This is a genomic window from Paenibacillus sp. 2KB_20, assembly GCF_052115765.1.
Lineage (GTDB): Bacteria > Bacillota > Bacilli > Paenibacillales > Paenibacillaceae > Paenibacillus_AQ.
Map to the genome: position 1 here is coordinate 16,552 of NZ_JBFRHH010000007.1, position 26,449 is coordinate 43,000.

The 26,449-nt window shown below is 45.0% G+C and carries 34 protein-coding genes and 1 pseudogene; 33 read left to right on the forward strand and 2 right to left on the reverse strand.

The window, feature by feature from the left end; translation table 11 throughout:
• Positions 1–142 precede the first annotated feature (142 nt).
• The 11 genes and pseudogenes from AB4124_RS18835 (at position 143) to AB4124_RS18885 (ending at position 7,511) form a co-directional block, all read left to right on the forward strand.
• Positions 143–619 carry a DinB family protein gene (locus AB4124_RS18835; RefSeq protein WP_441973849.1) on the forward strand — a complete coding sequence of 159 codons (477 nt, stop codon included), beginning with the start codon at positions 143–145 and terminating at the stop codon, positions 617–619.
• A 136-nt stretch (positions 620–755) separates the two neighbouring features.
• Positions 756–1,181, forward strand: a complete 426-nt coding sequence (locus AB4124_RS18840) for a hypothetical protein (protein ID WP_215155489.1) — start codon at positions 756–758, stop codon at positions 1,179–1,181.
• A gap of 307 nt (positions 1,182–1,488) precedes the next feature.
• Positions 1,489–2,411, forward strand: a pseudogene (locus AB4124_RS18845) (DUF7638 domain-containing protein).
• Between the two features lie 62 nt (positions 2,412–2,473).
• Positions 2,474–3,241, forward strand: coding sequence for a class I SAM-dependent methyltransferase (locus tag AB4124_RS18850; protein ID WP_441973850.1), 768 nt, complete (start codon positions 2,474–2,476; stop codon positions 3,239–3,241).
• 84 nt (positions 3,242–3,325) lie between these two features.
• Complete coding sequence (locus tag AB4124_RS18855; RefSeq protein WP_441973851.1) at positions 3,326–3,724, forward strand: DUF6508 domain-containing protein; 399 nt, start codon at positions 3,326–3,328, stop codon at positions 3,722–3,724.
• A gap of 348 nt (positions 3,725–4,072) precedes the next feature.
• On the forward strand, positions 4,073–4,168 hold the full coding sequence (gene comI, locus AB4124_RS18860) for a competence inhibitor ComI (RefSeq protein WP_227793437.1): 96 nt from the start codon (positions 4,073–4,075) through the stop codon (positions 4,166–4,168).
• 330 nt (positions 4,169–4,498) lie between these two features.
• Positions 4,499–4,771 (forward strand): hypothetical protein, encoded by a 273-nt coding sequence (locus AB4124_RS18865; protein WP_441973852.1) that lies wholly within the window; start codon positions 4,499–4,501, stop codon positions 4,769–4,771.
• A 58-nt stretch (positions 4,772–4,829) separates the two neighbouring features.
• Positions 4,830–5,378, forward strand: a complete 549-nt coding sequence (locus AB4124_RS18870) for a GNAT family N-acetyltransferase (protein WP_441973853.1) — start codon at positions 4,830–4,832, stop codon at positions 5,376–5,378.
• Between the two features lie 97 nt (positions 5,379–5,475).
• On the forward strand, positions 5,476–6,006 hold the full coding sequence (locus tag AB4124_RS18875) for a hypothetical protein (protein ID WP_339266594.1): 531 nt from the start codon (positions 5,476–5,478) through the stop codon (positions 6,004–6,006).
• A 194-nt stretch (positions 6,007–6,200) separates the two neighbouring features.
• Positions 6,201–6,623, forward strand: coding sequence for a VOC family protein (locus AB4124_RS18880; RefSeq protein WP_441974178.1), 423 nt, complete (start codon positions 6,201–6,203; stop codon positions 6,621–6,623).
• A 51-nt stretch (positions 6,624–6,674) separates the two neighbouring features.
• Positions 6,675–7,511, forward strand: coding sequence for a PIG-L deacetylase family protein (locus tag AB4124_RS18885; RefSeq protein WP_441973854.1), 837 nt, complete (start codon positions 6,675–6,677; stop codon positions 7,509–7,511).
• A gap of 83 nt (positions 7,512–7,594) precedes the next feature.
• Here AB4124_RS18885 and AB4124_RS18890 read toward each other — a convergent pair whose 3' ends face one another.
• Positions 7,595–8,401, reverse strand: coding sequence for a lipase family protein (locus tag AB4124_RS18890; protein WP_441973855.1), 807 nt, complete (start codon positions 8,399–8,401; stop codon positions 7,595–7,597).
• Between the two features lie 243 nt (positions 8,402–8,644).
• Between AB4124_RS18890 and AB4124_RS18895 the strand changes: the two genes are divergently transcribed.
• The 13 genes from AB4124_RS18895 (at position 8,645) to AB4124_RS18955 (ending at position 18,647) form a co-directional block, all read left to right on the forward strand.
• Positions 8,645–10,195: a tetratricopeptide repeat protein gene (locus tag AB4124_RS18895; RefSeq protein WP_430105329.1), complete on the forward strand. Its 1,551-nt coding sequence runs from the start codon at positions 8,645–8,647 to the stop codon at positions 10,193–10,195.
• 244 nt (positions 10,196–10,439) lie between these two features.
• Entirely contained in the window at positions 10,440–11,216 is a 777-nt protein-coding gene (murI, locus tag AB4124_RS18900) for a glutamate racemase (RefSeq protein ID WP_441973856.1), read from the forward strand.
• Positions 11,217–11,224: 8 nt separating this feature from the next.
• Positions 11,225–11,578, forward strand: a complete 354-nt coding sequence (locus AB4124_RS18905; RefSeq protein WP_441973857.1) for a hypothetical protein — start codon at positions 11,225–11,227, stop codon at positions 11,576–11,578.
• Positions 11,579–11,637: 59 nt separating this feature from the next.
• Positions 11,638–12,123, forward strand: a complete 486-nt coding sequence (locus AB4124_RS18910) for a DUF4830 domain-containing protein (protein ID WP_441973858.1) — start codon at positions 11,638–11,640, stop codon at positions 12,121–12,123.
• Positions 12,124–12,224: 101 nt separating this feature from the next.
• A complete protein-coding gene (locus AB4124_RS18915; protein ID WP_430199926.1) occupies positions 12,225–12,377 on the forward strand; it encodes a hypothetical protein in 153 nt (50 codons plus the stop codon).
• A 91-nt stretch (positions 12,378–12,468) separates the two neighbouring features.
• Positions 12,469–13,041 (forward strand): hypothetical protein, encoded by a 573-nt coding sequence (locus AB4124_RS18920; protein ID WP_441973859.1) that lies wholly within the window; start codon positions 12,469–12,471, stop codon positions 13,039–13,041.
• A gap of 45 nt (positions 13,042–13,086) precedes the next feature.
• Positions 13,087–13,809, forward strand: a complete 723-nt coding sequence (locus AB4124_RS18925) for a hypothetical protein (RefSeq protein ID WP_430105324.1) — start codon at positions 13,087–13,089, stop codon at positions 13,807–13,809.
• A gap of 84 nt (positions 13,810–13,893) precedes the next feature.
• A complete protein-coding gene (locus tag AB4124_RS18930; protein WP_441973860.1) occupies positions 13,894–14,439 on the forward strand; it encodes an NUDIX hydrolase in 546 nt (181 codons plus the stop codon).
• A gap of 253 nt (positions 14,440–14,692) precedes the next feature.
• Positions 14,693–15,586, forward strand: a complete 894-nt coding sequence (locus tag AB4124_RS18935) for a phosphotransferase family protein (RefSeq protein ID WP_441974179.1) — start codon at positions 14,693–14,695, stop codon at positions 15,584–15,586.
• Positions 15,587–15,776: 190 nt separating this feature from the next.
• Positions 15,777–16,550 carry a class I SAM-dependent methyltransferase gene (locus AB4124_RS18940; RefSeq protein WP_441973861.1) on the forward strand — a complete coding sequence of 258 codons (774 nt, stop codon included), beginning with the start codon at positions 15,777–15,779 and terminating at the stop codon, positions 16,548–16,550.
• A 63-nt stretch (positions 16,551–16,613) separates the two neighbouring features.
• The gene (locus AB4124_RS18945; RefSeq protein ID WP_441973862.1) at positions 16,614–17,012 is read left to right on the forward strand and encodes a DUF1801 domain-containing protein; all 399 of its coding nucleotides are present in this window, start codon (positions 16,614–16,616) and stop codon (positions 17,010–17,012) included.
• Positions 17,013–17,037: 25 nt separating this feature from the next.
• Entirely contained in the window at positions 17,038–17,850 is an 813-nt protein-coding gene (locus tag AB4124_RS18950; protein ID WP_430179308.1) for a class I SAM-dependent methyltransferase, read from the forward strand.
• Positions 17,851–18,203: 353 nt separating this feature from the next.
• Positions 18,204–18,647, forward strand: coding sequence for a GNAT family N-acetyltransferase (locus tag AB4124_RS18955; protein WP_430105316.1), 444 nt, complete (start codon positions 18,204–18,206; stop codon positions 18,645–18,647).
• A 62-nt stretch (positions 18,648–18,709) separates the two neighbouring features.
• On the opposite strand, the gene AB4124_RS18960 is transcribed toward AB4124_RS18955, so the two are convergent.
• A complete protein-coding gene (locus tag AB4124_RS18960) occupies positions 18,710–18,982 on the reverse strand; it encodes a VOC family protein (RefSeq protein ID WP_441973863.1) in 273 nt (90 codons plus the stop codon).
• 184 nt (positions 18,983–19,166) lie between these two features.
• Here AB4124_RS18960 and AB4124_RS18965 point away from each other — a divergent pair, with 184 nt between their 5' ends.
• The 9 genes from AB4124_RS18965 (at position 19,167) to AB4124_RS19005 (ending at position 26,402) form a co-directional block, all read left to right on the forward strand.
• Positions 19,167–19,643 carry a GNAT family N-acetyltransferase gene (locus AB4124_RS18965; protein WP_441973864.1) on the forward strand — a complete coding sequence of 159 codons (477 nt, stop codon included), beginning with the start codon at positions 19,167–19,169 and terminating at the stop codon, positions 19,641–19,643.
• Between the two features lie 19 nt (positions 19,644–19,662).
• The gene (locus tag AB4124_RS18970; protein ID WP_441973865.1) at positions 19,663–20,403 is read left to right on the forward strand and encodes an SDR family NAD(P)-dependent oxidoreductase; all 741 of its coding nucleotides are present in this window, start codon (positions 19,663–19,665) and stop codon (positions 20,401–20,403) included.
• Between the two features lie 89 nt (positions 20,404–20,492).
• On the forward strand, positions 20,493–20,582 hold the full coding sequence (locus AB4124_RS18975; protein ID WP_441973866.1) for an NUDIX domain-containing protein: 90 nt from the start codon (positions 20,493–20,495) through the stop codon (positions 20,580–20,582).
• Between the two features lie 65 nt (positions 20,583–20,647).
• On the forward strand, positions 20,648–21,172 hold the full coding sequence (locus AB4124_RS18980) for a GrpB family protein (RefSeq protein WP_441973867.1): 525 nt from the start codon (positions 20,648–20,650) through the stop codon (positions 21,170–21,172).
• Between the two features lie 30 nt (positions 21,173–21,202).
• Positions 21,203–22,084, forward strand: coding sequence for a class I SAM-dependent methyltransferase (locus tag AB4124_RS18985; RefSeq protein ID WP_441974180.1), 882 nt, complete (start codon positions 21,203–21,205; stop codon positions 22,082–22,084).
• 17 nt (positions 22,085–22,101) lie between these two features.
• A complete protein-coding gene (locus AB4124_RS18990) occupies positions 22,102–22,644 on the forward strand; it encodes a histidine phosphatase family protein (RefSeq protein ID WP_441973868.1) in 543 nt (180 codons plus the stop codon).
• A gap of 144 nt (positions 22,645–22,788) precedes the next feature.
• On the forward strand, positions 22,789–23,484 hold the full coding sequence (locus AB4124_RS18995) for a response regulator transcription factor (protein WP_076325210.1): 696 nt from the start codon (positions 22,789–22,791) through the stop codon (positions 23,482–23,484).
• A complete protein-coding gene (locus AB4124_RS19000) occupies positions 23,481–25,016 on the forward strand; it encodes a sensor histidine kinase (RefSeq protein WP_441973869.1) in 1,536 nt (511 codons plus the stop codon). Before AB4124_RS18995 ends, AB4124_RS19000 begins: the two co-directional genes overlap by 4 nt.
• Before the next feature lie 177 nt (positions 25,017–25,193).
• Positions 25,194–26,402, forward strand: a complete 1,209-nt coding sequence (locus AB4124_RS19005; protein WP_441973870.1) for a WD40 repeat domain-containing protein — start codon at positions 25,194–25,196, stop codon at positions 26,400–26,402.
• Positions 26,403–26,449: the final 47 nt, after the last annotated feature.

A 26,449-nucleotide genomic window follows, 5' to 3' on the forward strand; every position in this document is an offset into this window, starting at 1 on the left:
TGGAGAATACCCATATATAAAGCCAATTGTTGTGCTCATATCGGGTGTAGAATCCGTGGGCTTTTTCGACGGGATCGATGTTGTATTAGGATATCGTGCATTCCGATCGACCGATAAAGCGATCAAGAGAGGAGAGAGCAGAATGAACAAACCGTATCTTCAATTGTACGACTATCACATGTGGGCGAACGAAAGAGTTTTGAATCATTTGCAATCCTTGCCGGAAGGCGTGTTTCTCCAGGAAGTGAATCTGGGCTTCAACTCCATCGCGGAAGTCCTCGGTCACCTTGCAGCTGCGGAGGAAGTTTGGTTTGCCCGAATCAAGGAGGAAAGTCCTCCGTCGCTTGTCGCGAGACCATTTGCAAATATGGAAGCAGCTCGTCAATACATGAGCCAGCTCCAAACCGAGCATCGTGAATATTTAACGTCGGCTCACGATATGGGGAAGGTTGTGACTTATCACAACACTGCGGGGGAAGTATTTCAAAATTCGATTTCGGAGATTCTCCAGCAGGTCGTAAATCATGGAACATATCATAGAGGCAATATCACTACAATGCTCCGGCATTTGGGATACAAGGGGATCATAACGGATTACATTGCCTTTTTAAGAGCGTAGCTTAAACGCACCACACATAGGGGACTTCCTGTTGCCATGATTTTCATGAGCCGGGGGAGTCCTTTTGCTATTTTTACCAAACGGAAATGAGGATGTAATATAGAATGAGAATGCTAGGAACAGGAAGGATGGTATTATGAAAATATACAGGCTGGATGAGCTGGAAGGTTCATGTTACATAGAGGTATTGCCGGGGCCTTACCGGAATCGGTGCTGGAACGTGGATTCGATCTATATGGATGAAGAGACTTTCGGTTACCTGGAAAGCGCCGTTGAAAAAGAATATGAACCGTACGACCACTATGCATTCAATGAATTGGATGCAGAAAGATGGAGGCGGATCGTGAACAGACTTGAAGAAACCCTGATTTTTTTGAAAGGCCGTCCCCAAGCGGAGGAGTTGAAGGAGCATATTGGCTTCATATTTACTTCGTCTGAAACGGATTTTATCGAGGCCCTGGAAGAGAATATGGATCAATTAATCCGGCTCATGCAGGAATTCGTGGACTGGATCGCGCTTCAACTGCAGAATCACAAGGTCATTAGCATACTAGGCATATAGATCAATCAATCATTATCGATTAAAAACCCAAGCGTTAAATATGACTCCATTCGCTACGATGCGAAGAAGAACACCAGGGTCTTGAATGTGCCTTGGGAATCGTTTTAAGTAGAGATTGTTTATAAATATAAATGGTATAGTTCTTCCTGTGGCTCTCTTATATGATGTAAGGAATGCCTCTAAAGAAATAGATACTAATCGCTTCACCTACCATGCGGATTACAGGTTCAAACTTTACGATCCTGTTTAGCCACCAGGCTCGCAATAGACGGAAGCATCATTAACTATAATCGAAAAGGTGATTGCTATGAAAACAATTAGAAGATCCAAAATCGTTGAAGGTACAACCATCCCGGGGATGATTTGCAACGGAGGGCAGTACTTTTATATTGATGTAGATATTTATGATGATGGAATGACGAATTGCTGGGAGCTTGTTGACCTTAAAGGCTTAAAAAACAAGATCGACTCCAACTGGCTGACGCCTGTCGTACCGGTTGGCCAAAATCTGTCTATACATGGCCTGGGTGCGTTCCAAGTCAAGGAAGCGAACTGGAGATTTAATCAAGAAAGCTACTATGAGCACATTGAGCAGACCATTCGGCTCTTGAATCCGGAATTCGTGAATATATATGAAATTTCAGAGCGGGAGCAGAAGCAATGGGAAGCCAGAAGAGTGGCCCATTCTCCCCGTCCCACTGATTTTTATGTAAAAAGCGAACTGTTCATCAGACGGTGGAGGGTGACAGCTTCAACATTTTCATGAAATACGAAGGTGCGAACTATTTAGTTCATCTGAATGTTTACCAGGACGGTCAAGTCATGATCTACAACCTGCCTCAAGACGTCCAGTGCCATCTTGACGAAGCAAACGTTTGGTTTCAGGACGGGACTTTGTTTACTACCTTTGATAGGGAATTGCCTATTCGCATGGCCGGACTTGGAGAGGTTACATTATCTGAACCGCTGTATGCGGCAGAGATCGAGGAGAAACATAAGGAATTCATGGATCTTCACAAGAAACTGAATGGAGAGAAAACAGCGCTCGAAGAATGCAGGGATGCTTATTATTTATATTTAGAAAATCCCATCGAGTTTTACAGAGAAAAACTTAGAGAGAAATATGAACGAGTACCTGAGCATGAGAGAATGTATCTAGGCGATATGGATACTAAAGATTGGGATTACCAAAGAATCCTCTATCGACCGGATGAGAAAAGAGAAGTGTAATGATACTGATTTAGAGGGCATTAACAGCGAAAAAATACATATAGATTGGAGAGTTTTATCCTATGTATAGTTTGTACGGAGAGCTGTGTACGGAAGTGTATGATCTGAGTAAACCTTTAGGTTTCTCGTTTGGTGACGTGGAGTATTATTTAGAGCGTCTGAAGGACGTAAAAGGAAAAGTCCTGGAAGTCGGCTGTGGATCAGGCAGAGTGTTAATTCCGTTGCTTCAAGCGGGGATCGATATGGAAGGTGTCGATAACTCAGCAGCCATGCTGGATTCTTGCAGAAGACGAGTCGAGGAATTGGGCCTTGCAACTAAACTGTATGAAGACGAAATGCATAACTTTGCATTGACGGATTCATATGAAGCCATTATCATTCCCGCCGGATCTTTCCAATTAGTGGAGGGTCGGGAGCAGGCAGTCGCCGCACTGCATCATTTTTATTCTCATCTGAAACCTGGTGGCAGATTAATTATGGATTTGTTTATTCCTACTGATATCCAAGCGAATCATGCCTCTACTAGAACTTGGGAAACTTCTGATCATGAAGTGATCATATTAGAAGAAAGAATCACGGAAATGAATCTGCTGGAGCAGAAAACTGTGTCGATTATGAAATATGAAAAGTGGAAGGAAGGGAATCTGATTCAGACCGAGCTGCAACGGTTTCCTCTAAGTTGGTATGGATATCACGAATTTGAACTCATGCTAGAGAAGCAGGGTTATGAAGAGATCACGAAATCGGCTGACTATGCATGGTTGAATAAACCCGTTAAAGCGGATCAGATGATTACATTCGAGGCTAGGAAAGCTCCGATAGGGCGCTAGTAGAACTAGTGCTCTCAGGGGGAGAATCCATAGGTGCCGTGGGAACCCTGTGCAGGGATTAATTAGAATCAGTGAGGTGATTGAATGCCGTATGACGCAGACTTAACCTCCGTAGATGTGGATCGATTACTCCAATACCTCGAATATTTCCAGGATCCTGGGTCCGTTTTTTATCATGAAGTAAATGGATACATGTGCGAAAGTGAGAAAATTGGAAGTTTTCGTAAAGCGTTAGATGATGTCGGCTTCTTAATGGTATTTAACTGGAGCGACTGGTTAATGGAGAACGAGATCTATAGGAACTTAGATAACAATATGGATAGCAGCATCATGAACGTTGATCTGGAAACCCTTAGAAAATTAATGACCAGTTATATTCGCGGGGATCGATTTAACGAAGGGTTATTTATCAGCGTATGTATGAAAGGGCATGCAGCTCAAATTTTGTTAAGACTGAGAGAATTAAAGGGCAAGTTATCATGATCATTCGCATACTTGTCATCGTCGGCATGTTGGTAGAGCAATATAAAACAGAGCAAGATGCGATAGATAGGTATATCGAAACCGAGAAAATAAGAGGAACACTTATTCAATTTAAGTGATGATAAAAGATACTTCTGGCCGAATATAAAAGGCATGCCTATTTCGTTGGGGAATTGATCGAAACAGAGGAGGGCTTTGCAGCTGTGAAGCTGACTCCAACGCTCGATATTGGAAATACAAATGGCGTTATATTGGACTGCAAAACTTGAGATGGCAGTCAGCACGATAAAATATAACTACAATTGAATCTTGGGTGGGCATGGTTTCGCTTCGAAAGGGGGTGAAGCCGTGGAGGTAAAGGATGCATTAACGATTATGTTTCTGTTTGGATCGTTCATTCTTGCTCTTTTAACATACATTAATAATAACAACAAGAAAAAGTAAAAACCCACCCAAAGGTTAAGCGCCGAAGGTGGGTTTTTCGTTCCTGAATGACTTAGAAGGGAATAAACCATCCAAGCCAACTGTATTGACCAAGTGTTCGCCGCACTTGGTCTCTATTACATATATAATACCATAAAATAAAATATGTATCAAAGCTTAGAAAATTCTGATGAAAGGTAGATGATGAGTTGTATGCAAGAAAGTTCTCATATTGTAACATCGCTCTTTCGCTGTCGATAAAAATTGATCGGAGCATATAGAATCTGGTTAAGGAAAGGTAACAATCTTATTAAGCTCATGGTTGGACAACAAGATGGTCCGACAGAACATGTGAGCATTCGAAATCATTCGGAAATAACGAACAAAGAAAGTATACACCTGCCAATTGGTCAGGCTACATTAATTAGATTTCTACATGGTGGTTCGGCAGTTTATCCAGCTCCAGATAAAATATTTTATTTGATATACATTCAGAAACCCGTTAAAGGAAAGTCGGAGGAATTAATTAGAACTTATTATATTGAAGGAGAAGTTATAGGTGATAGTGAAATAGAAGCGAAAGAAGATCTCATAAAATTAGCACATGCTTGGAAGGTTGAGTAGGAAAAATCGTATTTATGCGTATGAATCCATACTATGATAGTAATAAGAAAGGACCCTTATGGAGATCTATGGAGAACACGTAATCTTATCTAGAATCACAAACGATGACTTGGATTTTATATGCAGGATTGAATGCGATCGGGATTTATGGCAGTTTGAAGAATCCGTACCCTCCGAGGAACAAGTTGTTCGAAGCAACTATCTGGACAAAATCAATGAGGGAAGCGAAACAACAAGCTATGATTTTATCGTTCGTTTAGTGAATGATCGGAATAGAACTCCAATCGGACTTGCTCAAGTGTGGAGTTATATCGACTACAGGAAGAGTTGGGAATTGGGATTTGCGATCCTCCCTCAACATGGCGGACAGGGGTACGGAAGTGAGACTGCTAAGCTCCTTTTGAAATTTGCTTTTGAACAGCTGCATGCGCATAAAGTGGTTGGTATGTGCAATTCGCAAAATGCTCGATCTGCAGCTCTTATGGAGCATATCGGTATGACCCAAGAAGCTGTTTTTAAAGAAGAGCTTTTTTGGAAGGGAGAGTGGACGGATCAGTTCTATTACTCCATTCTGGAGAAAGAGTTCTTTGAAGGTAAACAGTTGTAGGAAAGACTAGTTGAGCTGAAACTAATAGCAACCATGCGTTCCGTTCTAGGAGCCAGTTTAATGAATCGTTAATGCCAATCTCAATCTGGAGGGGTTCATGAAAGTAGCAAAACGCGTTCTAATCTTTTTTGTGTTGATTGTTATTACATCATGTAAGACCAACTCTGAAGGTTCAACTACAAATTATATGTATTTAACTGAGCAGCCGGTTGAGCTTATTGAATCCAAACTGGAATTCACCCCGGAGATTCCAACATACATCCCAATTGATGTAACAGAAGAAACCGCTTCTTTGGAATCGTATGAAACCAAGCAAGGGAAATTTCAGGAAGTGGTATATCACCATAGGAATACTAATAAACAGCAGCTTTATAATTTAATCATTACTTATGATGAGACTGACCAGATATACAGTGAACAATCCATTGCGAGAGGGAAAGTAAGCCACGCTCTGGATCATGGCATTCAAGGATATTATGAAGAAGATGATGATGATCAATCATTGTGGTGGAGAAATAACGGCTTAACGTATAGATTTGTATATTTTCTTAATGAAGGCCAGCCTAAGTTAGATAAGCAAGAATTAATTCAGTCCGCTAACTCGGTTGAGCAGCTTCAACCTAATTGACCCGTTAATTCAGAAAAAGATAGCTTCTGTTTTTATTCATGTTAACCATATGGAAAAAGCGGTAGAATGGTGGTATACGAGGCTTCTGAGTGTACCTTTCGGATTCGGTCCTTATGGGAGATGTACAGCTCCCGGACGGGAACTTCATGATGATCGTACAAGAATTGAACAATCATATCGGAGGGAGAGAGAACATGATACAATCCATTGTCCATATCGCGTTAGTCGTGAAGGACTATGATGAGGCTATCGCATTTTATACCGAAAAGCTGAATTTCACCTTGATTGAAGATACATACCAGCCTGAACAAGATAAACGTTGGGTGGTCGTAGCACCTCCCGGATCGGCTGGCACGACAATATTGCTTGCCAAGGCGTCCAAGCCGGAGCAAGAGCCATTTATAGGCAACCAATCGGGCGGCAGGGTGTTCCTATTCTTAAACACGGATGATTTCTGGAGAGATTATCGTGAAATGGTATCGCGGGGAATTGAGTTTGTAAGAGAGCCCAAAGAAGCGGATTACGGCATGGTGGCGATATTCAAGGATTTATACGGGAACCTGTGGGATTTGCTGGAGTTGAAGGAAGATCATCCATTGATGAAACGGACGAAGTAATCGGTATCATATCGATCGAATATTCAAGAAACTACAAGGAGGAAGCAGCAGATGTCTAAAATTCTCAATGTGATTGTCATTGCAGCGCATCCGGATGAACCTGAAATCTATGCTGGCGCGATCTCGGCAGCTTACGCGGAGATGGGGCATCGGGTGAAGTTTGTAACGTTAACCGATGGATGCTGTGGTCATCATGAAATGAGCGGGCAGCAGCTGGTCGAACGTCGGATTCAAGAAGCGCAAGAGGCAGCAAAATGTCTTGGGGTACTGGAATACGTCGTTCTACCCATTCCCGATGGCGAATTGATGCCAACGCCCGAAGTACGCAAGGAAGTGATCCGTCAAATTCGTGGCTGGGAGGCTGATATCGTCATTACGTTCCATCCGGACGGTCCCGGTCATGTGGATAACCGCAATGTCGGGAAGGTAGTTCGGGATGCGGCAGATTTTGTTGCGAACGTACCTAATGCCGTCCCTGAAGTGCCGTCATTGAAGAAATCGCCGATATTTCTGCTGATGCCGGATTATGCAGCACGGGCGACGTATCAATCGGATATTGTCTTCGATGCAGGAAGCGTCATCGAAAAAAAATTGCTGGCCTGTGATGCCCACGCTTCCCAATTCTATGAGTTTGCACCTTGGCAGGGCGGTTTCTTGGATGCGGTACCGAATACCTGGGAAGAGAAGCGGGACTTTATTCTGAAGTATTGGGATCGGTTCCTGAGCGTCTCGAACGAAATGCTGCCCTCACTTGCGAAGCAATATGGCCAAGACCATGCAGCCAGCGTACAATATGCAGAGCCTTTCGAAATTGCTGATTATGGCAGAAGACCGAATGAAGCTGAAATGAAGATTTTGTTCCCGATGTTAACCGGTACTCATGTGTAATTTATTCTTGGTTAGATCAGAAATAAAAGAGCGGATTCCTTTCTCAGGGAAATCCGCTTTCTTTTATGATCCGAAAAATAGGCTTACACCTTCTCCAAAGGTGATTCTACAACCGGACAGAACTCGGGATTCGTCGAACTTAAGCGTTCGGCAAATTGCGGCTGGAGCTTGGCAAGCTCCGTATAATAACTTCCGATCACGTGGTTTCCGCTCACCGACCCATTCTGGAAGGTCAAGGGCCATTGGGTATGCACATGGCTGTAATAGAATTTCTTCTCTCGTTTTGGCATCTTGTAGATATGAGGCGGGGCGTGCGTTACGACGTCAAACAGGTTAGCAATGCGGCAGCTGCTTCGAACATATTTGGCAAAGACCTTGGCAAAATCGGGATCTCCCACACGAGGGGACCCATAGGTAAATACATAAGGGGATTGGTGGTCCGTGTTGGCGGCCGCATCGACTGCGCATAAGGTTGCGAGCGCTCCTCCAAGGCTGTGGCCGGTAATGAACAGTGTCTTGTGGGTAGGAAGTTGGTTAAGTGCCGACATAATCTGGCCGCGAGCAGAGGCGTATATGTTAGTGAAACCGCGGTGTGTGAGAGAAGAGTCCTTAATATATTTGAAGTTTTTTTGGGAGGCGATGGCATCTGAGATCCAGTTTGTCGTGGAACTGGTGCCCCGAAAGGCGATAATAATTTCATCCGGTGACTCTAGAATAAACCCAAAGCGCTCGGACACGCTGATTAAGGAGTTCGCCTCAATGGTGTCATAAAGCGAATAATTTAGCGGAAGGACAAATGAGCCGTCCGTATTGGTGAATTGTGTATAGGTCTGTCCGCAGATCGCTGCCAAGAAAATGGCCCATTGTTCTCGTTCCATGCTCGTACCCATGCACATCCCGCCCTTCTGTTCTCCTACACTATATTAGGGTGAGGAAGGAAAGGTGCCTATACGCCTAAGAATGGCATATTTGCCATCAAGCTCAAGCCTATACACAGGATTTTATCATTAGAAGGTTTGGGTAGAACCAAGTTATATGGTACGATTCAATAGACGTTCTTGGTCGACCGGTGCATATGAGCATGCACATCATCAGAGTGTACTTTAATGATACAGAGAGCAGGGTTATATAGAATGACGGACAATATTCAACAACGCTTCCGTTACAGTGAAGCACCCATTTGGGAACTACAGCGGAATTATTACGAAGAACTGGGGATGAAAGCCTGGAATAATGATCAGGTTCCACAGTATATTACGAGCAACCCTATGATTGCTACAGCTTACGCCGAAATTATATTCGGATTCCTTCGGGACCGCGCCGATCAAGGTGATCTCACCGAAACTGTAACAATTCTGGAATTGGGAGCCGGAGCCGGGCGCCTCGGTTATCATGTGCTGCACAAGCTGTGCGAGCTGAGAGATTTTGCGGGTATAGCGCTGCCCCCTTTCCGCTATGTCATGACCGATCTGCCGATTAAAAATGTTACAGCATGGAATCAACATCCTGCCATGCAATCCTATATTGAACAGGGACTGCTGGACTTCGCGAGGTTCGATGCCGTGCATGACACGGAATTGAACCTGGTGGTATCGAAGACAACGATACGTCCTGGAGATTTGAAGCAGCCGCTGCTGGTTGTCGCTAACTATTTTTTTGACGGCATTCCGCAAGAACTGATCTATGTGGGGGAAGGCAAGATTTACGAGAGTGATGTTGTCATCGAATTTCCGGAGCAGCACAACAAACTCAAGCCAGCTGAAGTGCTGGAACGAATGAAACTGGCATACGAGCATCGCCGTGAACCCAGATACGAGGAGGACACCTACCGGTACCGCGATGTGATTGCCCACTACCAGCAAGAGCTGGAGGATTCGCATATCCTGTTTCCAGAGGTGGGTTTGACCTGCATGGAGCGTCTGAATCAGTTATCAACGTCGGGTTTCATGCTTCTCACAGCGGATAAAGGAGATCATCATATCGATAATTGGAAGTTCGCCGAACCGCCGCAATTAATTTTCCATGGCAGCTTCTCTCTAACAGCAAATTATCATGCGTTTCAGTATGTGTTTGAGCAAAGGGGTGCAGAGGCGATTTTCCCCACGCAGCATTATAAAAATATTAACGTTGGCTGTATCCTCATGCTGGAAGCACCGACGAGTTATGCCAATACTCGGATCGCTTACCGCCAATTTATCGAACGCTTCGGACCGGATGAATTCTTCAGTATGAAGGAATGGATCGACCGGAATATTGAGAGCATGGGCATGCAGCAAATTTTGTCTTTTTGGCGATTGGGCGGGTATGACGCCGAGTTCTTCATTCAAAGCGCGAAACGCATCTCGAATCTGCTGCCGGATGCCAATGACGAAGAAATACTGGATATCCGAACAGGCATATATAAGATGTGGTCATCGTACTATGTGATGGAGCAGCGTTATGATCTGGCATTGGACGCGGGGCTGGTGCTGTTCGAGATGGATATGTACGAGGATGCGAGGTTCTTCCTGAAGGAATCCGTGGAGACGGATGAAGACGAGCCGGTGCCAACGGTTTTATATTGCTTGGCGATCTGCTGCTATGAGCTTGGTCTTGACGAGGAGGCTTTGGAATACACGCGTGAGGCGCTTGTTCTGGAACCCGATCATGAAGAGGCCTTGGCACTGTTGAAATGTTTTGAGTAAAACACGCATTTCTTAATGTTTGCGAAGGAAGTTACATGTTTTTCTCAGAATTGCATAGAAACGACGCACGCGACCCGGCCTCTGAGATTACAATAAGGCTGGGTCGTTCTGTATTTTGAACCTGATCCACTTACGATCCCAATCGTACAGATGGCCCTGCGAAGATTGTAGTAGTGGAGTATAATGTATAAGGATATTTACGTAAGGATGCTGACAGAAAAACATACAACGATAGGTGAAAAACATGAGAATAGCTTTTTTTGATTCAGGTTTAGGCGGTTTAACGGTGTTATCGGCGGCTATGAAGAAGCTGCCGCATGAAGACTTTTTGTTTTATGCGGACACCCTCCATGTGCCATATGGTACCAAAGCCAAGGAAGACGTGAAATCTTACATCCATCATGCGATGGAAACGATCATGAAGGAAGAAGTCAAAGCCATCGTCGTTGCATGCAACACGGCTACAAGTATGGCGATTTCCGATCTAAGGAAGGCTTATCCGGTCCCAGTCATCGGGATGGAGCCGGCCGTAAAGCCGGCCGTCGAAATCAATCGTTCCAGCGGGAAGCGAATCTTGGTGCTTGCTACGCCGCTGACCTTAAAGGAATCGAAGTACAGGGATTTGGTTCGACGAGTCGATAGCATGCATATCGTGGACTCCCTGCCTCTGCCGGAGTTGGTAGAGCACTGTGAGGCTTTGAATTTCGATCAAAAGGTCATGAATGCTTACTTTACCAAGCAATTCGAATCCTTCGATATGAATGAGTATGGAACTATCGTCTTGGGCTGTACCCACTATCCTTTTTACAAAAGAATCTTAACGGATCTGCTGCCGGATCACATTCGCATTATAGATGGCAGTAAAGGAACCGTGAACAGGCTCATTCAGGTATTAAGTGACAAGGATCTGCTCAGCTCCAGCGGGCGTCAGGATGTTAAGCTAATAAATTCGAGCCACTCCATGGAGTACACAGAGAAGATGAAGAAGGCACTGAGCATTTATAGAGAAATAGAGGGGTAGGGCAACTGGTGGAGATTGGCCTAGCTATGAATGACGGTGGATATCCTTTGGTTGTTCACACGTTGGGAGACGCTGTTCCAGATGCGGAGCCAGTCAATTGGCGGGGGAATGAGAACTGTTATGTGCCGTATCGTCAAATTGCGGAACAACGTGATGAGAGTGTTATTGCCCATTTTGTTCGCTGCCTTCGTACGGGTGAACAGCCCGTCCAGTCTGCGAAACAGCAGCTGCACGTGCACGAGATTCTGTTCGGTGCCTATCAATCTGCGGAATCCGGTGGGCGGTACGCATTGACGACAACTTTTACGCCAGCGGTAAAATTGGACCCACACATATGGGATACTCGTAGCCGTTTTGTGTAGAAGGAATTAAAGGCTTCTCATTCGGATATATAATCCTGATGCAAGAAAGGACTGGAGAATTGAAATTAAAATTATTTTTCATTCTAATGTTAGTTATCCTTGTTGGTTGTAATAAAGAGGATGATGGGGTCGTCATAGAAATCCATAAAGAACAGCATATTAATTACTTGGAGGATTACGGATGGAGCATTGATAGATTTGCGTCCGAAACAAAATACGCTGCTCATACTTTACAATCCTTTAAGTCGCATGTGAAAGATATTAAAGAATTGGGTCATGTGGACCTGACACCATTTTTGGATAAAGAGGTTATCGAAACAGGGTATATTCTGCAAGAAAAAACAATGACTTACAATCAGATTGTGGGATATATACTGGAGTCAGGCAATGAAATCATTGGAGGGTATTTGGTATTTAATCATGAGGCAAAACAAGCTGATGGAACATTGAACATCGATCAAAGTAATATGAATCCTATTCTTCATCGCAAGGAGTTGGGTAGTGATGATCCGCCTTCGCATAGCAAGACGATGCGATCGGGATGATTTTTTATTTTCCTTAATTGATAAACCGGGGACGTACGCATCGATGTTACCCGATAACAAATATTATTAGAGATCAATCTAAGAACGGAAGGATGCATTCTATGATCGGTTTGATTATTATCGTTATGATAGTCGGCTTGGCCGGGATTATCAGCAATCAATATTCTGCTCTGAGAAGGATGGAGCGCATGCAGCGATCACTGGATGAGCTAAACATAAGACTACAGGAGATGAATCATCATCCTAAACCGTGATATTGTTTTTAATTAGCGAGGATAGTCTTGCTAACCAGCAGAGAAGGAATGAGCGTATTCGCCTTAATTCAGATCAATGTGGGAGTATGAGATGAACCCTTTTAAACATTCAAAAAAAGAAATCAGAACGAAGTTTGAGATCGATTTGCTGCACCAGGCACAAGCCAAAGAACCTACGAAACCACCCCATCCTTGGAGTCATGAGGTTATCATACCAGCTGCGGGGTGCATTGCGTGCGGATGGGCTGCTGATGAGAACCTTGTTCTGATCAGCAGCTCCGGTTACAGCATTACACAGGCCAGATCCGGATACCGACTGCACAGAGACCAGGATCCTAATGTAACGGATGATCATATTAGCGATAATTACTTGAGTTTTCGTATTCCGCAGAACGAACAGGACATTTCTATATTTGGATTTGAGTCTGGAGACGGGATTCATATCACGAACGATGGCTGGATGCTGGAAGTCATTTACCCCTGGTGGCCAAGGGCTTCCGTAGTCTTGGATCGGGTGTTTGTCCCTAACTATGAATATCTCAAACATGCCGCGATAATCGATTTGAACCGGCTGGATGGGAAAATAAAATGCGGTTTTTCCCCGTCTGGTCAACATTTCGTTATTCTGGGGTCTGGTGGTGCGCTCTTGTACTCGAGGGAGTAGTTGCTTGGAGTGACTATACATTGATAGCATTAGAGAGAGGTCATCATGTCTAAACAAAGTCTTAGAGATTTGATCTATGTGAATGGGAAGGAACAACATAACCTGTACTTTTATTCCTACGGCATTGAATTTTATGAATTTATGTCATGTGTAAGTAACCGACCGGAGAATTTGATTCTCCTTAAACACAAGTTCGAAGATGCCCAGTGGAGTATCCATTCCAGATTAGATTATGTGACATCTCAAGAACTTGATGGATTAGTGGAAGATAGCGTATACGATTATGGAGATTTTTGCTGGGTTGATTTTGATAGGGAAGAAGATCTGGTCAAATTAACCAAACTACAAATTGCGGAATTATTAACCTTCGCTCATTTTGCCGAGCCCTTACATGAAATACCGAAAGCTAGGTTTGCTTACTACGCGCATGATGATGGATGGTTCAATAAGCTGTATGTATCTGACCTTGAGGATTATAAGACTCTGTTGTCTAGGGTCATCGTGTCCAAATTACATAGATTAACACGTCGGAAAATGGAAGACCTTCCAGATGACATAGCCGCCATGCTTATGGAATCGACTAAGGAAGGCTTATTCATCGATTTCTCGAAAATCGTTAAAAGCAAAGCGAGTATAAGCGTACCTGTTACTGCCGTAGGGCATTACTTGGATATGGATAAGGTATATGAATTTAGAGATGAAATCACTGAGTACCAGGTTTGGTTAACTTACTCGAACAGGAAATGGAGTTTTGTCAAAGTAAACTGACATAAAGATGAACAGAAGCCAATCGAAGATAAGACCAGAAGCTTAACATAAGAGCAACCGATGCAGAAGGGGGATCCATTTCAAATGATTAAATACAATATTTGTTTTGTTCGGCGCGGTGATGAGGTTTTATTGTTGAATCGTAAATCCCCGCCCTGGATGGGGCGCTGGAATGGCGTGGGAGGCAAGCTGGAGGCGAACGAAACCCCACGAGACTCGATGTTACGTGAATTGGAAGAAGAGACACATCTACAAGACTATAGTCTAACCTTTAAAGGCGTAGTGACTTGGTCCGTCAACGGTTCTATTACGGGTGGTATGTATTTATATCTAGCAGAGGTGCCTGAGGATTACATCTACCATACTCCAATCACGACAGCTGAAGGCATATTGGATTGGAAAGCCGTTAAATGGATAACGGACGATGCGAATGTTGGAATTGCAGCCAATATACCGGGTTCGCTCGAACTTATCTTGCATGATCCCAATTGCTATGATCATCGCTGTACATATAAGGACGGTAAGCTCGTCGAACAAACCCCGATTCAGATCAGTGCCTTGATTGAAACGGATGAAGCGATGAGAGAGGCGTTGTTGAAGCCGTATCGGGAAGAGGGAGTTACGATCTAATCTCATTAGAAAAAAATACTCAAACACCACATGACCCGACTTAGATAGGAAATATCTTAGGCCGGGTTTTGCTTTCAGTATGAGGAGCTCTGGAACTCACTGGCAGAGTGAAATAGAATCCTAAAGGTGTTGAACGGATTGAAAAAGGTTGTTACCCCAATAATCATTGTCGTAGACGTATTAGAATGAAGTAGACGATGAGAACTTAAAGATGATGCTACTACCGTTTAAAGGAGGTGCTGCCTTGTCAGCCATGGGCAGTCTTTGTTCCCACTTGCAAACTGCTGCAGCGAATTTCGGCCTGACTGAAGTTATGCCAAAGATCTTAAGCTGCGGAGGAAATATCATCATTCACTTGGCCCCTCATCCGATCGTTGCCCGGGTTGCTGCGTTTACCCCCGAACAAGATCCCCAAATAGGCAAGAAACTTGAACAAGAGCTGCGCGTAGCTTCTCATCTTCACGAGGAGGGAGTTCCAGTGCTGCTGCCTGTGCATTTCTCGCAAGAAGGACCATTTGAGCTGGATGGGCACTGGATGACGTTCTGGGAGTACATTCCTCAAACAGCACTCCCATTCCCTTCACCGAGCGAAGCGGTCAACATAGTGAATACCTTAACCCTTGCCATGGAGCAATATACCGGAGAACTCCCTATTCTGGGTGTGTGGGACAGGATCCATCAATCGGTTACGCGATTATCCGATCATCCAGATGATCGGATACAACGATTAATCCACAAATTTTATGAAATAGATCAACAGATGCGCGCAGAATCCCAGCAGTTAGCTCCCAGCCATGGCGATGCTCATGCCCGCAATTTAATGCCGAGCCCAAGGGGCTGGCTCTGGATGGATTTTGAAGATGTATCCTTGATGCCTCGTTACTGGGATCTGGCTTCATTTGTGGCAAATCTGGCTTTATTTAAAGGGGAGCAGGAGCCAACATTCCGGTTTATGATAAGCCGTCCCGACATTGTGGCAGACCGGGATGCCTTTGGATTTGCACTGTCCGCCCGCATATTAATGTCTACACTTGGCAACGTGGATTACGCCATTGCAGGTCATGGGGATATGGAATTCGCCTGTTCACAATTGGAACTTGCAGGGAAGTTCATCTACCGTGTGGAACATATTTGTAAGGGGCCTTAAGTCAGACGAAGTTTGGTTAAGGATTCTGAAATCCAAGGAGATTATCAGCATATGGGCAAATTTATTGAAAAGGCGTTAGTCCCCATATTTTTTGGACTCTTGCTTGCTCCCAAAGACGGTTTAAGATTTGGATCCACATTATTAACAATACTCGCATAAAAACATGCTTTGTTCATAGGAGGGGATAAGGTTGAAGGACACAAGCTTGTATTTTTACAATGAGCTATCGGAAACATATCACCTGATATTTAAGAATTGGCCTGAAACGGTTCAATGGCAGGGGGCTTTCTTCGATAAGTTTATTCGTTCGTTATACGCAGAGGGCCATGAGGGTCCGATCGATCTCCTGGATGCATCATGTGGGATAGGAACACAGGCTTTGGGATTAGCGCAGCATGATTTTACTGTAACGGCAACAGATATTAGCCCCAATTCGGTTGAGCGAGCGAAGAGGGAAGCTGACAAGTTTGGGGTACATGTTCATTTTGGAGTCGCGGATTTCAGGACGCTGGATAAGGATGTTCCTGGACAATTCGATGTCGTTTTGTCTGCTGACAATGCTGTTCCCCACCTACTGGACGACCAAGAATTAAGCGTGGCTTGCCGGAACTTCTATGAGAAGCTTAGAGACAAGGGGCTACTGATTATATCGATGAGGGACTATGACGAGATTCTGCAGAATCGACAGCGCTCCACGTTGCCCCGAGTTATGGATGAAGGAAAACGTATCGTTTTTCAAGTCTGGGATTGGGCTGAAGCTGGCAATCACTATATAACCAACCAATTTATCATGCAAGAGCTTGATGGGTCATGGAAGACTCAAGTCAACAGCACATCCTATAGAGCTTTATTGAGAACGGAATTAAGTGCAATATTGGAGGAAGCGGGATTCACCGATATCAGATGGCATATGCCTTCGGAATCGGGTTTCTATCAGCCGATCTTGACGGCAAGGAAATTATGAATGAACTCCACCTGGGTAAAATGAGTTCCTTCAATTGCCTTAGTATATGAGGAGGAGTTATGGATGGCAAAATTAACAGGTCACGAACAAGTCGTGGAGTATCTTCACCATCTTGAGCATCCATTAAAGGCTGAAATTGAGGAAGTAAGAAGCTTCATATTTAGCGTCGATGATCAGATAACCGAGCAGATCAAATGGAATGCACCCAGCTTCTGCGTTCAGGGCGAAGACCGAATCACATTGAATTTACAAGGGAAAGGCTTCTTTCGCATCATTTTTCATTGTGGGCCAAAAGTTCAAACTCATGACATCAAGGGAGCCATGCCTGAGGATACTCTATTGGAATGGGCCTCTAATGATCGGGCAATCGTGAAGATTTATAATTTAAACGATCTGGAGGAGAAGAAAGAACAATTAAAAGAAGTCATCCTTAGATGGATTGAAGTGACGAGTAAGGGTTAATCAGGTAAGTGAAGGGGTGAATCAGTTGAACAAAGTGATAGATTATTATAATGCCTTCGATGAATGGGGACGCTTGGATAGGGAGCCCATTGAATTTATCGTCAATTTGCATCATATCTTGAGTATGCTGCCTGAGAAAGGTCATGTGCTGGATAACGGTGCGGGACCTGGGAAGTATTCGATGGAATTAGCGAAGAACGGTTACGATGTGACCTTAACAGACCTTACGCCAAGATTAGTCGAGATTGCGGCTGCTAAAGCCGAAGAATTCAAGTTAACAGGCCAGTTCAAGGGGTTTCACCGTGCCAATGCCAACGATCTTAGCCTATTTCAAGATGAGGTGTTTGACGGTGCACTTATGATGGGACCGTTATACCATCTTCAGACAGAATCGGATCGGTCTACGGCTGTCCGAGAATTGAATCGTGTTACACGAGCAGGCGGTTATGTATTTGTGGCATTCATGACTCGAATTCGGCATCTGATGACATCATTATCATTTCCGGAACAATGGAAACCGAATGATAATATCAGCAGCATTAAGGAATTTGTTAGGACCGGGATATTCAATCATAACGATGAAGGAAGATTTACCGGTGCGTATTATTATAACTTGGAGGACGTTAAGCCGTTCATGGAATCGCATGGCTTCGAGACGATCAAATTGATAGGTTCGTCAAGTATAGCAGGTTCCTTCAAGGCAGAGCAGTTCGATTATTGGCGGTCCCGTGGGGAAGAGGAATTCCAAGAAGTCATGAACCTGATCTACCAGGAAGCGGAGAACCCAAGCATTTTGGGAGTCTCATCTCATTTATTGTATATTGGGCAGAAACGATAAGGGTTATGAACAAAGTAATCAGAAGAATGGTTGCAATATTGGTACTGGTTCTCATCATTTTAGCAGTTACCTGCCCCAATGAGGCCGATTACAACAGATGGTTGTCGAAGGAATATGGAATTACGTGCGTAAACACAGGGATAGAAAATAAATGTAGTAAATCCGGGAAGGACATCCGGTTTAAGTCAGGGCATATAAAACATGCTGCCATTTATATGGGAGTCGAACAAATATATACGGAAGATAACAAGGATTATCAATTACGAGCGATTGGCATTCTGAATACTTTTTTTAAATACTAGACTCTACACAAATAATAAAAATTGCAGGGAAACAGGGGATAATGACATACCATGAACAACATGATCGTTCACGAAGTTTCCGACCTGGGTTCAGTAGACATCACCGAGCTCCTGACTGAAAGCAAGGAAGAAGGATTTAGGAATATCCATAGGCTAGTGAATGAATATAAAGAGGGTATCAATACGTTTCAGCATGAAGCTGAAGCCTTGTTTGAATGTCGAGTTGGTCATAGAGTCATTGGCATTTGCGGGTTAAATCGTGATCCGCATTCTGACGGAAGCATCGGCAGGATCCGCAGACTGTATGTGTTAAAGGAATTTCGGCGTCATGGAGCCGGGAGAAAGTTGGTTGATGCGGTAATTCATATGGCGAGCAGCCATTATACTAAACTCGTCTTGAAAACGGACAATCCCAAGGCAGCTGAATTTTATAAGAATTTAGGTTTTAAGGAAAATGCGGATGATGAACTAGTCACGCATGAACTTGAGTTATGATGGTATCACTAATGTCCCGCCTCGATCTGATAGAGAGCTTTCAACGGTTAAGAAAGGCTACCCTAAAGGCAGCCTTCCTTACCCCTCGTAGGCTTGCTGTAACCATGCATGTCAATTTTTGATTTCGTCTGGAGTAAAGCCTTCATGACTCGTTCCGATTTTGCCGGATCGGGGTCGGTTATCATTTCGCTTAAATTAGCCGGGACGATCTGCCACGATACGCCAAACTTGTCTTTCAACCAACCGCATACTTGTGCTCTCTCGTCACCGCCTTCAGCTAGCATCTCCCAAACATAATGCTGGGTTGCTTCCTCGGCTTGGTGATCAAACCACAAGTTTGGCGAAATCTTCTGGACCCTATTCTTCATAATTTCAAGCGATTTATTCCTGCCTCTTATGGGTTCACATAACAATGCAGTTAGAAAATTGTGCGATGGTTGCAGGATAACGGATGTCTCATGTGAAATCCATTAGGTATAGACGATGGAAGAAAACAATAGGCGACTGGGGTGACTAGTGATGATTGAGGTGCTATTGCGAGATGTGTTCGAAGACGATCTTTCCATATTTTTTGAGCAACAACGAGACCCTGAGGCGAACTACATGGCGGCTTTTACAGCGAAAGATCCTTCGGATAAGGCAGCTTTTGATTCGCATTGGGCCAAAATCTTAGGCGATGAGACCATCATCAAGAAAACCGTTTTATATGAGGGACAAGTAGCCGGGCAGATTTTATTCTTCGAACATATGGGTCAGCCCGAAGTTAGTTACTGGATAGGGCGCGAATATTGGGGGAAAGGCATAGCGACGAGAGCCCTTTCGTTATTTATAAGAGATATCAAAACCCGTCCATTGTATGCACGCGCAGTTAAAGATCATATCGCCTCGATTCGGATCCTGGGAAAAAACGGCTTCATCATCTGGGGGGAAGATAAGGGCTATGCCCATGCTCGTGGTGAAGAAGTGGAAGAATATATTATGAAGCTATCTTTTTAGAATAACGGAGGTTAAAACATTGAGTGGAGGTCATTTCATAATCACGGGAACCTCGAGAGGAATCGGCGAGCAGTTGGCCCACATGCTTCTAGAGAAGGGCCATGTCGTGCATGGGGTCGCGAGAGGAACGTCCGAGAGATTGAGCAGCTATCCAAAATACAGTCACCATGTATATAATCTGAGCGATACGTTCGGTCTGGAGGAGCTTGTGGATAGAGTGTTTGACGAGATTGATGCCGATCATGCGGATATGATCTGCCTTATCAATAATGCGTCCATGCTTGAACCACTGAAGGCCATTGAACTATGCGATGCGATAGATATTCATATGAATGTGCAAATCAGTCTGATAGCGCCGATGATCTTAACGTCCAGCTTCATCAAGAAAACGGAGGGGCTCTCCATTCGAAAGAAAATCATCAACATCTCTTCTGGCTCCGGAACATATCCAGCACCTACGATGAGCATATACTGCACAGCGAAGGCCGGGATCAATATGTTTACGCAGAGTGTTGGGACCGAGCAAAGGAATCGGCAGAACCCGGTGGAGATCATTGCGGTCAATCCTGGAATGGTGGACACGGATATGCAAAGAATGGCCAGAGGGAAAAATGAGCAGGAGTTTGAAATGGCCAAAGCCTTCGCCCATGCGCATGAGTCTGGACAGCTGCTATCTACGGAGGAAATCGGGGCGCATCTGCTACATATTATTGAGAAGAATTTTGAACCTGGAAGCATTGTGAATTATAACGATATCTAAGGGGCCTTGTCTTGTGAAAATTGAAGTATATCTTATCTATCGGGGGCTGTTGTCATGATGATGCCAACACATATGTCGCTGTAGGCGGCGTGGTTGAGAATGAACGCGGTAAAATATTGTTGGTGAAGGACCGTAACGGGTGGGTTTTTCCAGGTGGGCAGGTGGAAGCCGGAGTTTGAAATTAAGCTGAGACGGAATATATAAGGGCTGCGTAATGGTCTCATGTATCGAAAGGAATTTTCGTATGGAAGAAGTTATTGTAACACCGTACAATCCGGACTGGAAAGACGAGTTCGAACGGGAAAAAGCTAAAATTGAGTCAGCACTGAAGGGACTTGATGTCCATATCGAACATATCGGGAGCACGTCTGTGATGGGTTTAGGATCGAAACCGACCATTGATATGATGGCTGGTGTTTTGAGTTTAACGCTAGTAAATGAACAATATATAGAGAATCTGGCCAGGATCGGGTATGAATATGTGTTTAAACCGGAGTTTCCGGAGCGACTCTTCTTTCGTAGAGGGCAATGGCCGGCGGGGACCCATCATCTTCATGTTTACAAGTATCAAGGCCAACAGTGGAACGACCAAATTTTATTCAGGGAGTATTTAATGAACCATCCGGATACAAGGGATCAGTATTATACCTTAAAAAAAGTCCTTGAGAGTCAATATAAACATGACCGCGTGGCCTATACCAACGGCAAGGCTGATTTCATTCGTGAAGTGATCCATAAGGCAAGGCTTGATACGGACGGAGTTAGTTAGGAATCTTGATGCTGGAAGGAAGTAAAGATGATGTCCGAATATTATTGGGATTCTAAAATCGAATATTTGAGAAATACCAGATGGTTATATTACAACGATGACTACCTGGAGTTTCTAGTGAAGAACGTCTGGAAATTGAATGCCCCCGTTAACATCCTGGATTATGGTTGTGGATATGGGTATCTTGGACTGAAGCTTCTCCCACTATTACCCGAAGGGTCAACCTATACAGGGATAGACAAAGGTGAAGATTTGATCAAGGAAGCAAGAGAGGTGTTTGATAAGCTGCCCTATTCCGCTGAATTCATTCAAGGAGATATTGAGGACATGTTTGTGCATCGTCAGTATGACGTTGCGATCTGCCATGCATTTTTATTACATATGGCAAACCCTCGGATGATTCTTCAAAAAATGATCGATAGTGTACTGGACGGTGGCCGAGTCATTTGTTTTGAGCCCCATTGGATTGCTAATACGGCAAATTATGGCTTTGATGAAATCCAGCATTCTGAAGTTGTCCCTCTAGGCATATTACAGAAATTGTATGAAGAGAGCGCCAAAGATAGCGGAAAAGACGGAAACATCGGCATGAAGCTGCCGATATTCCTAAGTCAGCTGGGATTACGGAATGTGGAGTGCCGAGTCAGTGACAAAGTGAATTTTTTGGACCAGAATATGGACGCTGCAGAGAAAGATCGGCTTTTTCAGTCCTTGAAGGAAGAAGGCATTGGGCAGGAACTCGAGGATTCGGTTAAGGTAGTGGAGCAGTTGGTACAGAGAGGTTTATCAGTGGAAGAAGCACAAGCCCAATATGCCGCCGAACTTAAGTTGTTTCAGGTGTTTGATAGCGATTCGTGGTTAACTTACGCGCCGAATATGAAGATTTCTTTTGGCACGGTTAGTAGAGAATAAACGATCTAAGGAGCCCTATGAAAATTGGATTGGTAAGACATTTTAAAGTTATACATGAACTCGATAGAAAATGGATGACGTCCAATCAGTTTAATGCTTGGGTGGAAGCTTACAATAACGCTGAAATTGAACAATCGGACCTGGATTATGGTTTTTCGGAGTGGAACGTATGTATATCCAGTGATTTATCCCGAGCCATTCAGACGGCAGAAACGATATATACAGGCCCTATCATCGCAACGAATCGGTTAAGAGAGATTGAGGTCCAATCGATTCATCCTTTGGGAAATCTAAAGTTTCATTACCATATGTGGTTGCTGATGGGGCGTTTGGCTTGGTATTTGTCTCACGGCTCACAAGCGGAGCGGAGAAGTGAGACACTGGAGCGAGCTGGGCATATCATCGATTGGATCGAAGAACGTTACCATAATCGCAACGTATTAGTGGTTAGTCACGGTGCATTCATGAAAGTGCTGACTCAGGAATTGTCCAAAAGAGGTTACCGAGGAAAGGGATTTGTACAACCCAGGAATGGCGCCATGTATATTTTTGGAAAATAAGCGGGTAAATCAAAGAGAGCCTTGGGTTCTCTTTTTCTGTTGAAGTGTACTGCAGCCCATCCAGGTTGAATTATGATGCCGGATACGGTACCATCATTGCACTAGTAAATGTTGTAATCGGCCAGTAAAGGAGTCGTATCTGCAATGACCAAGGTACTTGTAGTGGATGATGAGATTAGTATCTCAAGCGCAGTCGCTTATGCGCTGCGAAGAGAAGGACATACGGTGGAGACGGCAGGGGATGGGCAGGAAGCGCTGGAGCGTGTGGAATCGTTTGATCCTGACGTGATGGTGCTCGATGTTATGATGCCGAAGCTTAGCGGGTACGATGTTTGTCGCAAGCTCGAGGATCGGCAGCGTCCTGCCATTCTGCTCTTGACGGTGAAGGACGATATTGTGGATAAGGTGCTCGGGCTTGAGCTTGGTGCGGATGATTATATGACAAAGCCCTTTGACATGCGGGAGATCATCGCCAGGGTAAAGGCATTGTCCCGAAGAAGCCGCACCCCTGAGACAGTTGGGCAGCAAGCCCCGGAACAGCATGTCATCCGAATATCCGGACTTACCATTAACCTGTTGAATCGCACCATTCATGCTGAAGGCAAACCTCTTGAGCTCACACCGAAGGAGTTTGACCTTATGGCTCTCCTGGCTCGGAATCCGGAACGGGTATATTCGCGCGAGGCCTTGCTTGAACAAGTATGGGATATGGATTTTGCCGGCGGCACGCGTACGGTGGATATTCACGTCCAGAGATTGCGTAAGAAGCTGGGAAACCAGCACGAAGTGATTCAGACCGTATATGGCATTGGATATAAAAGCACGGAGATTCCATCATGAGCAAAAGAAAGGTCCGTTTCGGCTTAAAGTGGAAAGTCGCACTTCTTCTCGCCTTGCTGTTGATCGCCGTTGTTGTTGTTCTTAGCACATTGGTTCTTGCTGGGATACGGGAGGATCAGCGGGTGCGCCTGGAGCAATCCTTCGCCCATGAAGCCGAAGCGGCCAATCTCAGGGTTCATCAGGAATTTTTGACGAATCCTCAAACCCAGCCGGATGATTTTATGGAAAATGTCGGTCAACGGCTAGCGGTTGATCTTGGAACCCAGAGCGGCATGCCGGTGACCCTGTATAAGCTGGATGGTACATTCACAGGGACTTCCCTTCCGTTTCAGCCGAAAATGGATGTACAAGACGCACTTGCACACACAGCGCAAGGGCGTTCCGCCTACATTACGGAGGGGGACCAGCTGCTCTATCTCGCTCCGCTTCGGAATATGGATAAACCGATCGGAACGATTCAATTCCACGCATCGCTAGCTGAGCAGCATGCTTTCTATGATCGGATCCAGAACCTGTTTATCGTGACGGGTCTTGCCGTATTGGCGGCGGGCTTCTTAATCGGTTTTCTATACGTCTGGCGGCAGGTTCATGTCATCAGCAGATTGAACCAGGCTGCGCAGAAGATTGGCGAAGGAGTCTATCTTAGCGAGCCGACGGTTAAGCGAAATGATGAGCTCGGTGAGCTGGCGCAAGGCATATATGAGATGAGCGGGCGAATTTCCTCCTCGGTGAGCCAGCTCACGGAGGAGAAGCTGAAGCTGCTGGATGCCATCGAACGGCTGCAGGAGCTGGAACAGCAGCAGAAGCAGTTTATCGGGAATATCAGCCATGAATTGAAAACGCCGCTGACTTCCATACTGGCCTATGCGGATTTGCTTGAAATGTATCGCGATGATCCAGCCCTGCTTGAGGAAGCCAGGGGACAGATCAGCAAGGAAGCACAGCGTCTATATCGATTGGTGGAGAAGGCGCTTCAGTTATCGTCCATGGATATTTACGAATTCGAAACCCATGCGGAGCACGTAGAGCTTCTGCCGATTCTGCAAGAGGCGGCAGCCCGACTGGAAGCTAAGGCAGAGCAAACTAACATTGCGATTCAGCCCTCCCTAACGGATCGTAAGGTATGGGCCGATCCGGAGAATCTGATGCACATGGTTCTGAATCTGTTGGATAACGGAATTAAATACAATCGGCCCGGAGGAACTGTCACGCTCTCGAACGAAGTGAAGCAGGATGAGCATGGCCATGATCGGATGATCATCAAGGTAAGTGATACCGGAATCGGAATCCCGGACGATGCCAGAGAACGGATCTTCGATCCGTTTTATACGGTGAGCAGCGACCGCTCCAGGGTTCACGGAGGAACTGGCTTAGGGTTATCTCTGGTACGCAATCTGGCGGAGAAACAGCATGGTTCCGTTCAGCTTGCGGAATCGGGTCCCGGCGGTTCTACGTTTGTGATTGTCCTGCCGATGAATCGGCCACAATCGACAGAGGTTATTTCGACAGAAGAAAGTTCAGACTTGGAATAAGGTCTGGGCTTTCTTTTTTCAAGTTTATCTATTTGTTTACAAGTTCGTTACAAGCTCGATATCGTATCGAGATATTCGCATTCTATACTGAGTTCAACAGGGAAACATGAGGTATGCTAAGACGAAAACTGCAGCTGCCAAGAGCTCCTTGGGGGATATGCATGGGAGGAACCTGTTATGAAAAATAGATTTGAGAAGCATGGGTTCAAGTTGCTGTTTGTTGTTGCTGTTACTGCGGCCCTCACGGCCTGCCAGTCCCAGGATCGGTTGACGATCGTGGAGCCAGGCAACAGTGCAACCGGCCAGCCTCCTGTATCGAATGCTGGAGAGACGGCATCGGGGGAGCGCAAACTCACGGTTGTAGAAGGGGCGAGTGGGCAATCCAGTCGGGAAGTGATCGTGAATCAGACGCACCGGATTGCCTCGTCCAACATTGAGGCATGGCTGTCGGAGAATGAGGTCAAGGTGCTAACAACCAAACTGATCAAGGAAGCGACCGAAACGGAAGAACCGCAATATGCTTATACCACCGAAGCAGTGAACGTAAGTACAGGTGAGCGGCGTGAGCTCACGAAGCATGAAGAGTTGCATCCAGGCGAACAGCTTGTCAAAGAAGAGATCTCGCCAGACGGTAAATATAGCTTTATTCAGAAATGGAGGGATAAGTACACGGCTGACAATTTCCTGAAGGATTTGAGTACTGGCAAGAGCATCCCGGTTAAGGGTGACAATTACATGGAGATTGGGGGATGGCTGGATTCCGACACCTATGTTCTCGCAGCAGGCTCCATGAGCGGCAAAGGCGATATTCGACTCATTTCCACGGACGGCACTTATACCACCATAGCCATTGAGGATGAGGATGTTGAATTTTACAACCAATTCGGAGCGAGTAAGGGCCGGATCTATTATACCGATGTGAACCAGGTGCTGAAGGTCGTTGAACCCGGACAGTCGAAGCCGATACATCTCATTGAAAATGTATGGAACTTTGCGATTTCTCCGGACAGCGAGTACATTGCCGTTGCGACAGCGACCAACACAGGAGGGGACGAGAGCAGCAAACTGCTGATCTATGACGCTGCCGGAAGTTTGCAAGGTTCTCTTATCGGAAAAGGCAATCTGATCTCGTACTTGTCCTGGTCGCCGGATTCCGCCAGATTAGCCTTCGATGTATATTCGGAGAATGAGAGCGGGATGAACGGAGTGTACGTATTTGATACCTCTTCGGGGAAGGTAAGCTGGATGGCGCCCTATTATTCTGCAGTGCATCCTGCCGCCCATCCTGTCTATCCTCTGACTTGGAGCCCATCTGGAAAAAGACTGGGAATTACGATTGATGATAAAGAAGCTTTAATTGCGACGTATGTGATGGATTTTAAATAGGTTTATATCGAGCTTCATCATATTACTCATCGACTTAGTGATGTTGG

Bases quoted from the DNA above. Each gene is read 5' to 3' on its own strand.
- AB4124_RS18870 (WP_441973853.1), top strand. From the start codon at position 4,830: ATGGAGATCTATGGAGAACACGTAATCTTATCTAGAATCACAAACGAT.
- AB4124_RS18985 (WP_441974180.1), top strand. From the start codon at position 21,203: ATGTCCGAATATTATTGGGATTCTAAAATCGAATATTTGAGAAATACC.
- AB4124_RS18945 (WP_441973862.1), top strand. From the start codon at position 16,614: ATGGCAAAATTAACAGGTCACGAACAAGTCGTGGAGTATCTTCACCAT.
- AB4124_RS18840 (WP_215155489.1), top strand. From the start codon at position 756: ATGAAAATATACAGGCTGGATGAGCTGGAAGGTTCATGTTACATAGAG.
- AB4124_RS18895 (WP_430105329.1), top strand. From the start codon at position 8,645: ATGACGGACAATATTCAACAACGCTTCCGTTACAGTGAAGCACCCATT.
- AB4124_RS19005 (WP_441973870.1), top strand. From the start codon at position 25,194: ATGAAAAATAGATTTGAGAAGCATGGGTTCAAGTTGCTGTTTGTTGTT.
- AB4124_RS18965 (WP_441973864.1), top strand. From the start codon at position 19,167: ATGATTGAGGTGCTATTGCGAGATGTGTTCGAAGACGATCTTTCCATA.
- AB4124_RS18955 (WP_430105316.1), top strand. From the start codon at position 18,204: ATGAACAACATGATCGTTCACGAAGTTTCCGACCTGGGTTCAGTAGAC.
- AB4124_RS18885 (WP_441973854.1), top strand. From the start codon at position 6,675: ATGTCTAAAATTCTCAATGTGATTGTCATTGCAGCGCATCCGGATGAA.
- AB4124_RS18990 (WP_441973868.1), top strand. From the start codon at position 22,102: ATGAAAATTGGATTGGTAAGACATTTTAAAGTTATACATGAACTCGAT.
- AB4124_RS18925 (WP_430105324.1), top strand. From the start codon at position 13,087: ATGTCTAAACAAAGTCTTAGAGATTTGATCTATGTGAATGGGAAGGAA.
- AB4124_RS19000 (WP_441973869.1), top strand. From the start codon at position 23,481: ATGAGCAAAAGAAAGGTCCGTTTCGGCTTAAAGTGGAAAGTCGCACTT.
- AB4124_RS18850 (WP_441973850.1), top strand. From the start codon at position 2,474: ATGTATAGTTTGTACGGAGAGCTGTGTACGGAAGTGTATGATCTGAGT.
- AB4124_RS18995 (WP_076325210.1), top strand. From the start codon at position 22,789: ATGACCAAGGTACTTGTAGTGGATGATGAGATTAGTATCTCAAGCGCA.
- AB4124_RS18920 (WP_441973859.1), top strand. From the start codon at position 12,469: ATGAACCCTTTTAAACATTCAAAAAAAGAAATCAGAACGAAGTTTGAG.
- AB4124_RS18915 (WP_430199926.1), top strand. From the start codon at position 12,225: ATGATCGGTTTGATTATTATCGTTATGATAGTCGGCTTGGCCGGGATT.
- AB4124_RS18875 (WP_339266594.1), top strand. From the start codon at position 5,476: ATGAAAGTAGCAAAACGCGTTCTAATCTTTTTTGTGTTGATTGTTATT.
- AB4124_RS18980 (WP_441973867.1), top strand. From the start codon at position 20,648: ATGGAAGAAGTTATTGTAACACCGTACAATCCGGACTGGAAAGACGAG.
- AB4124_RS18880 (WP_441974178.1), top strand. From the start codon at position 6,201: ATGATACAATCCATTGTCCATATCGCGTTAGTCGTGAAGGACTATGAT.
- AB4124_RS18855 (WP_441973851.1), top strand. From the start codon at position 3,326: ATGCCGTATGACGCAGACTTAACCTCCGTAGATGTGGATCGATTACTC.
- AB4124_RS18935 (WP_441974179.1), top strand. From the start codon at position 14,693: ATGGGCAGTCTTTGTTCCCACTTGCAAACTGCTGCAGCGAATTTCGGC.
- murI (WP_441973856.1), top strand. From the start codon at position 10,440: ATGAGAATAGCTTTTTTTGATTCAGGTTTAGGCGGTTTAACGGTGTTA.
- AB4124_RS18835 (WP_441973849.1), top strand. From the start codon at position 143: ATGAACAAACCGTATCTTCAATTGTACGACTATCACATGTGGGCGAAC.
- AB4124_RS18930 (WP_441973860.1), top strand. From the start codon at position 13,894: ATGATTAAATACAATATTTGTTTTGTTCGGCGCGGTGATGAGGTTTTA.
- AB4124_RS18890 (WP_441973855.1), bottom strand. From the start codon at position 8,401: ATGGGTACGAGCATGGAACGAGAACAATGGGCCATTTTCTTGGCAGCG.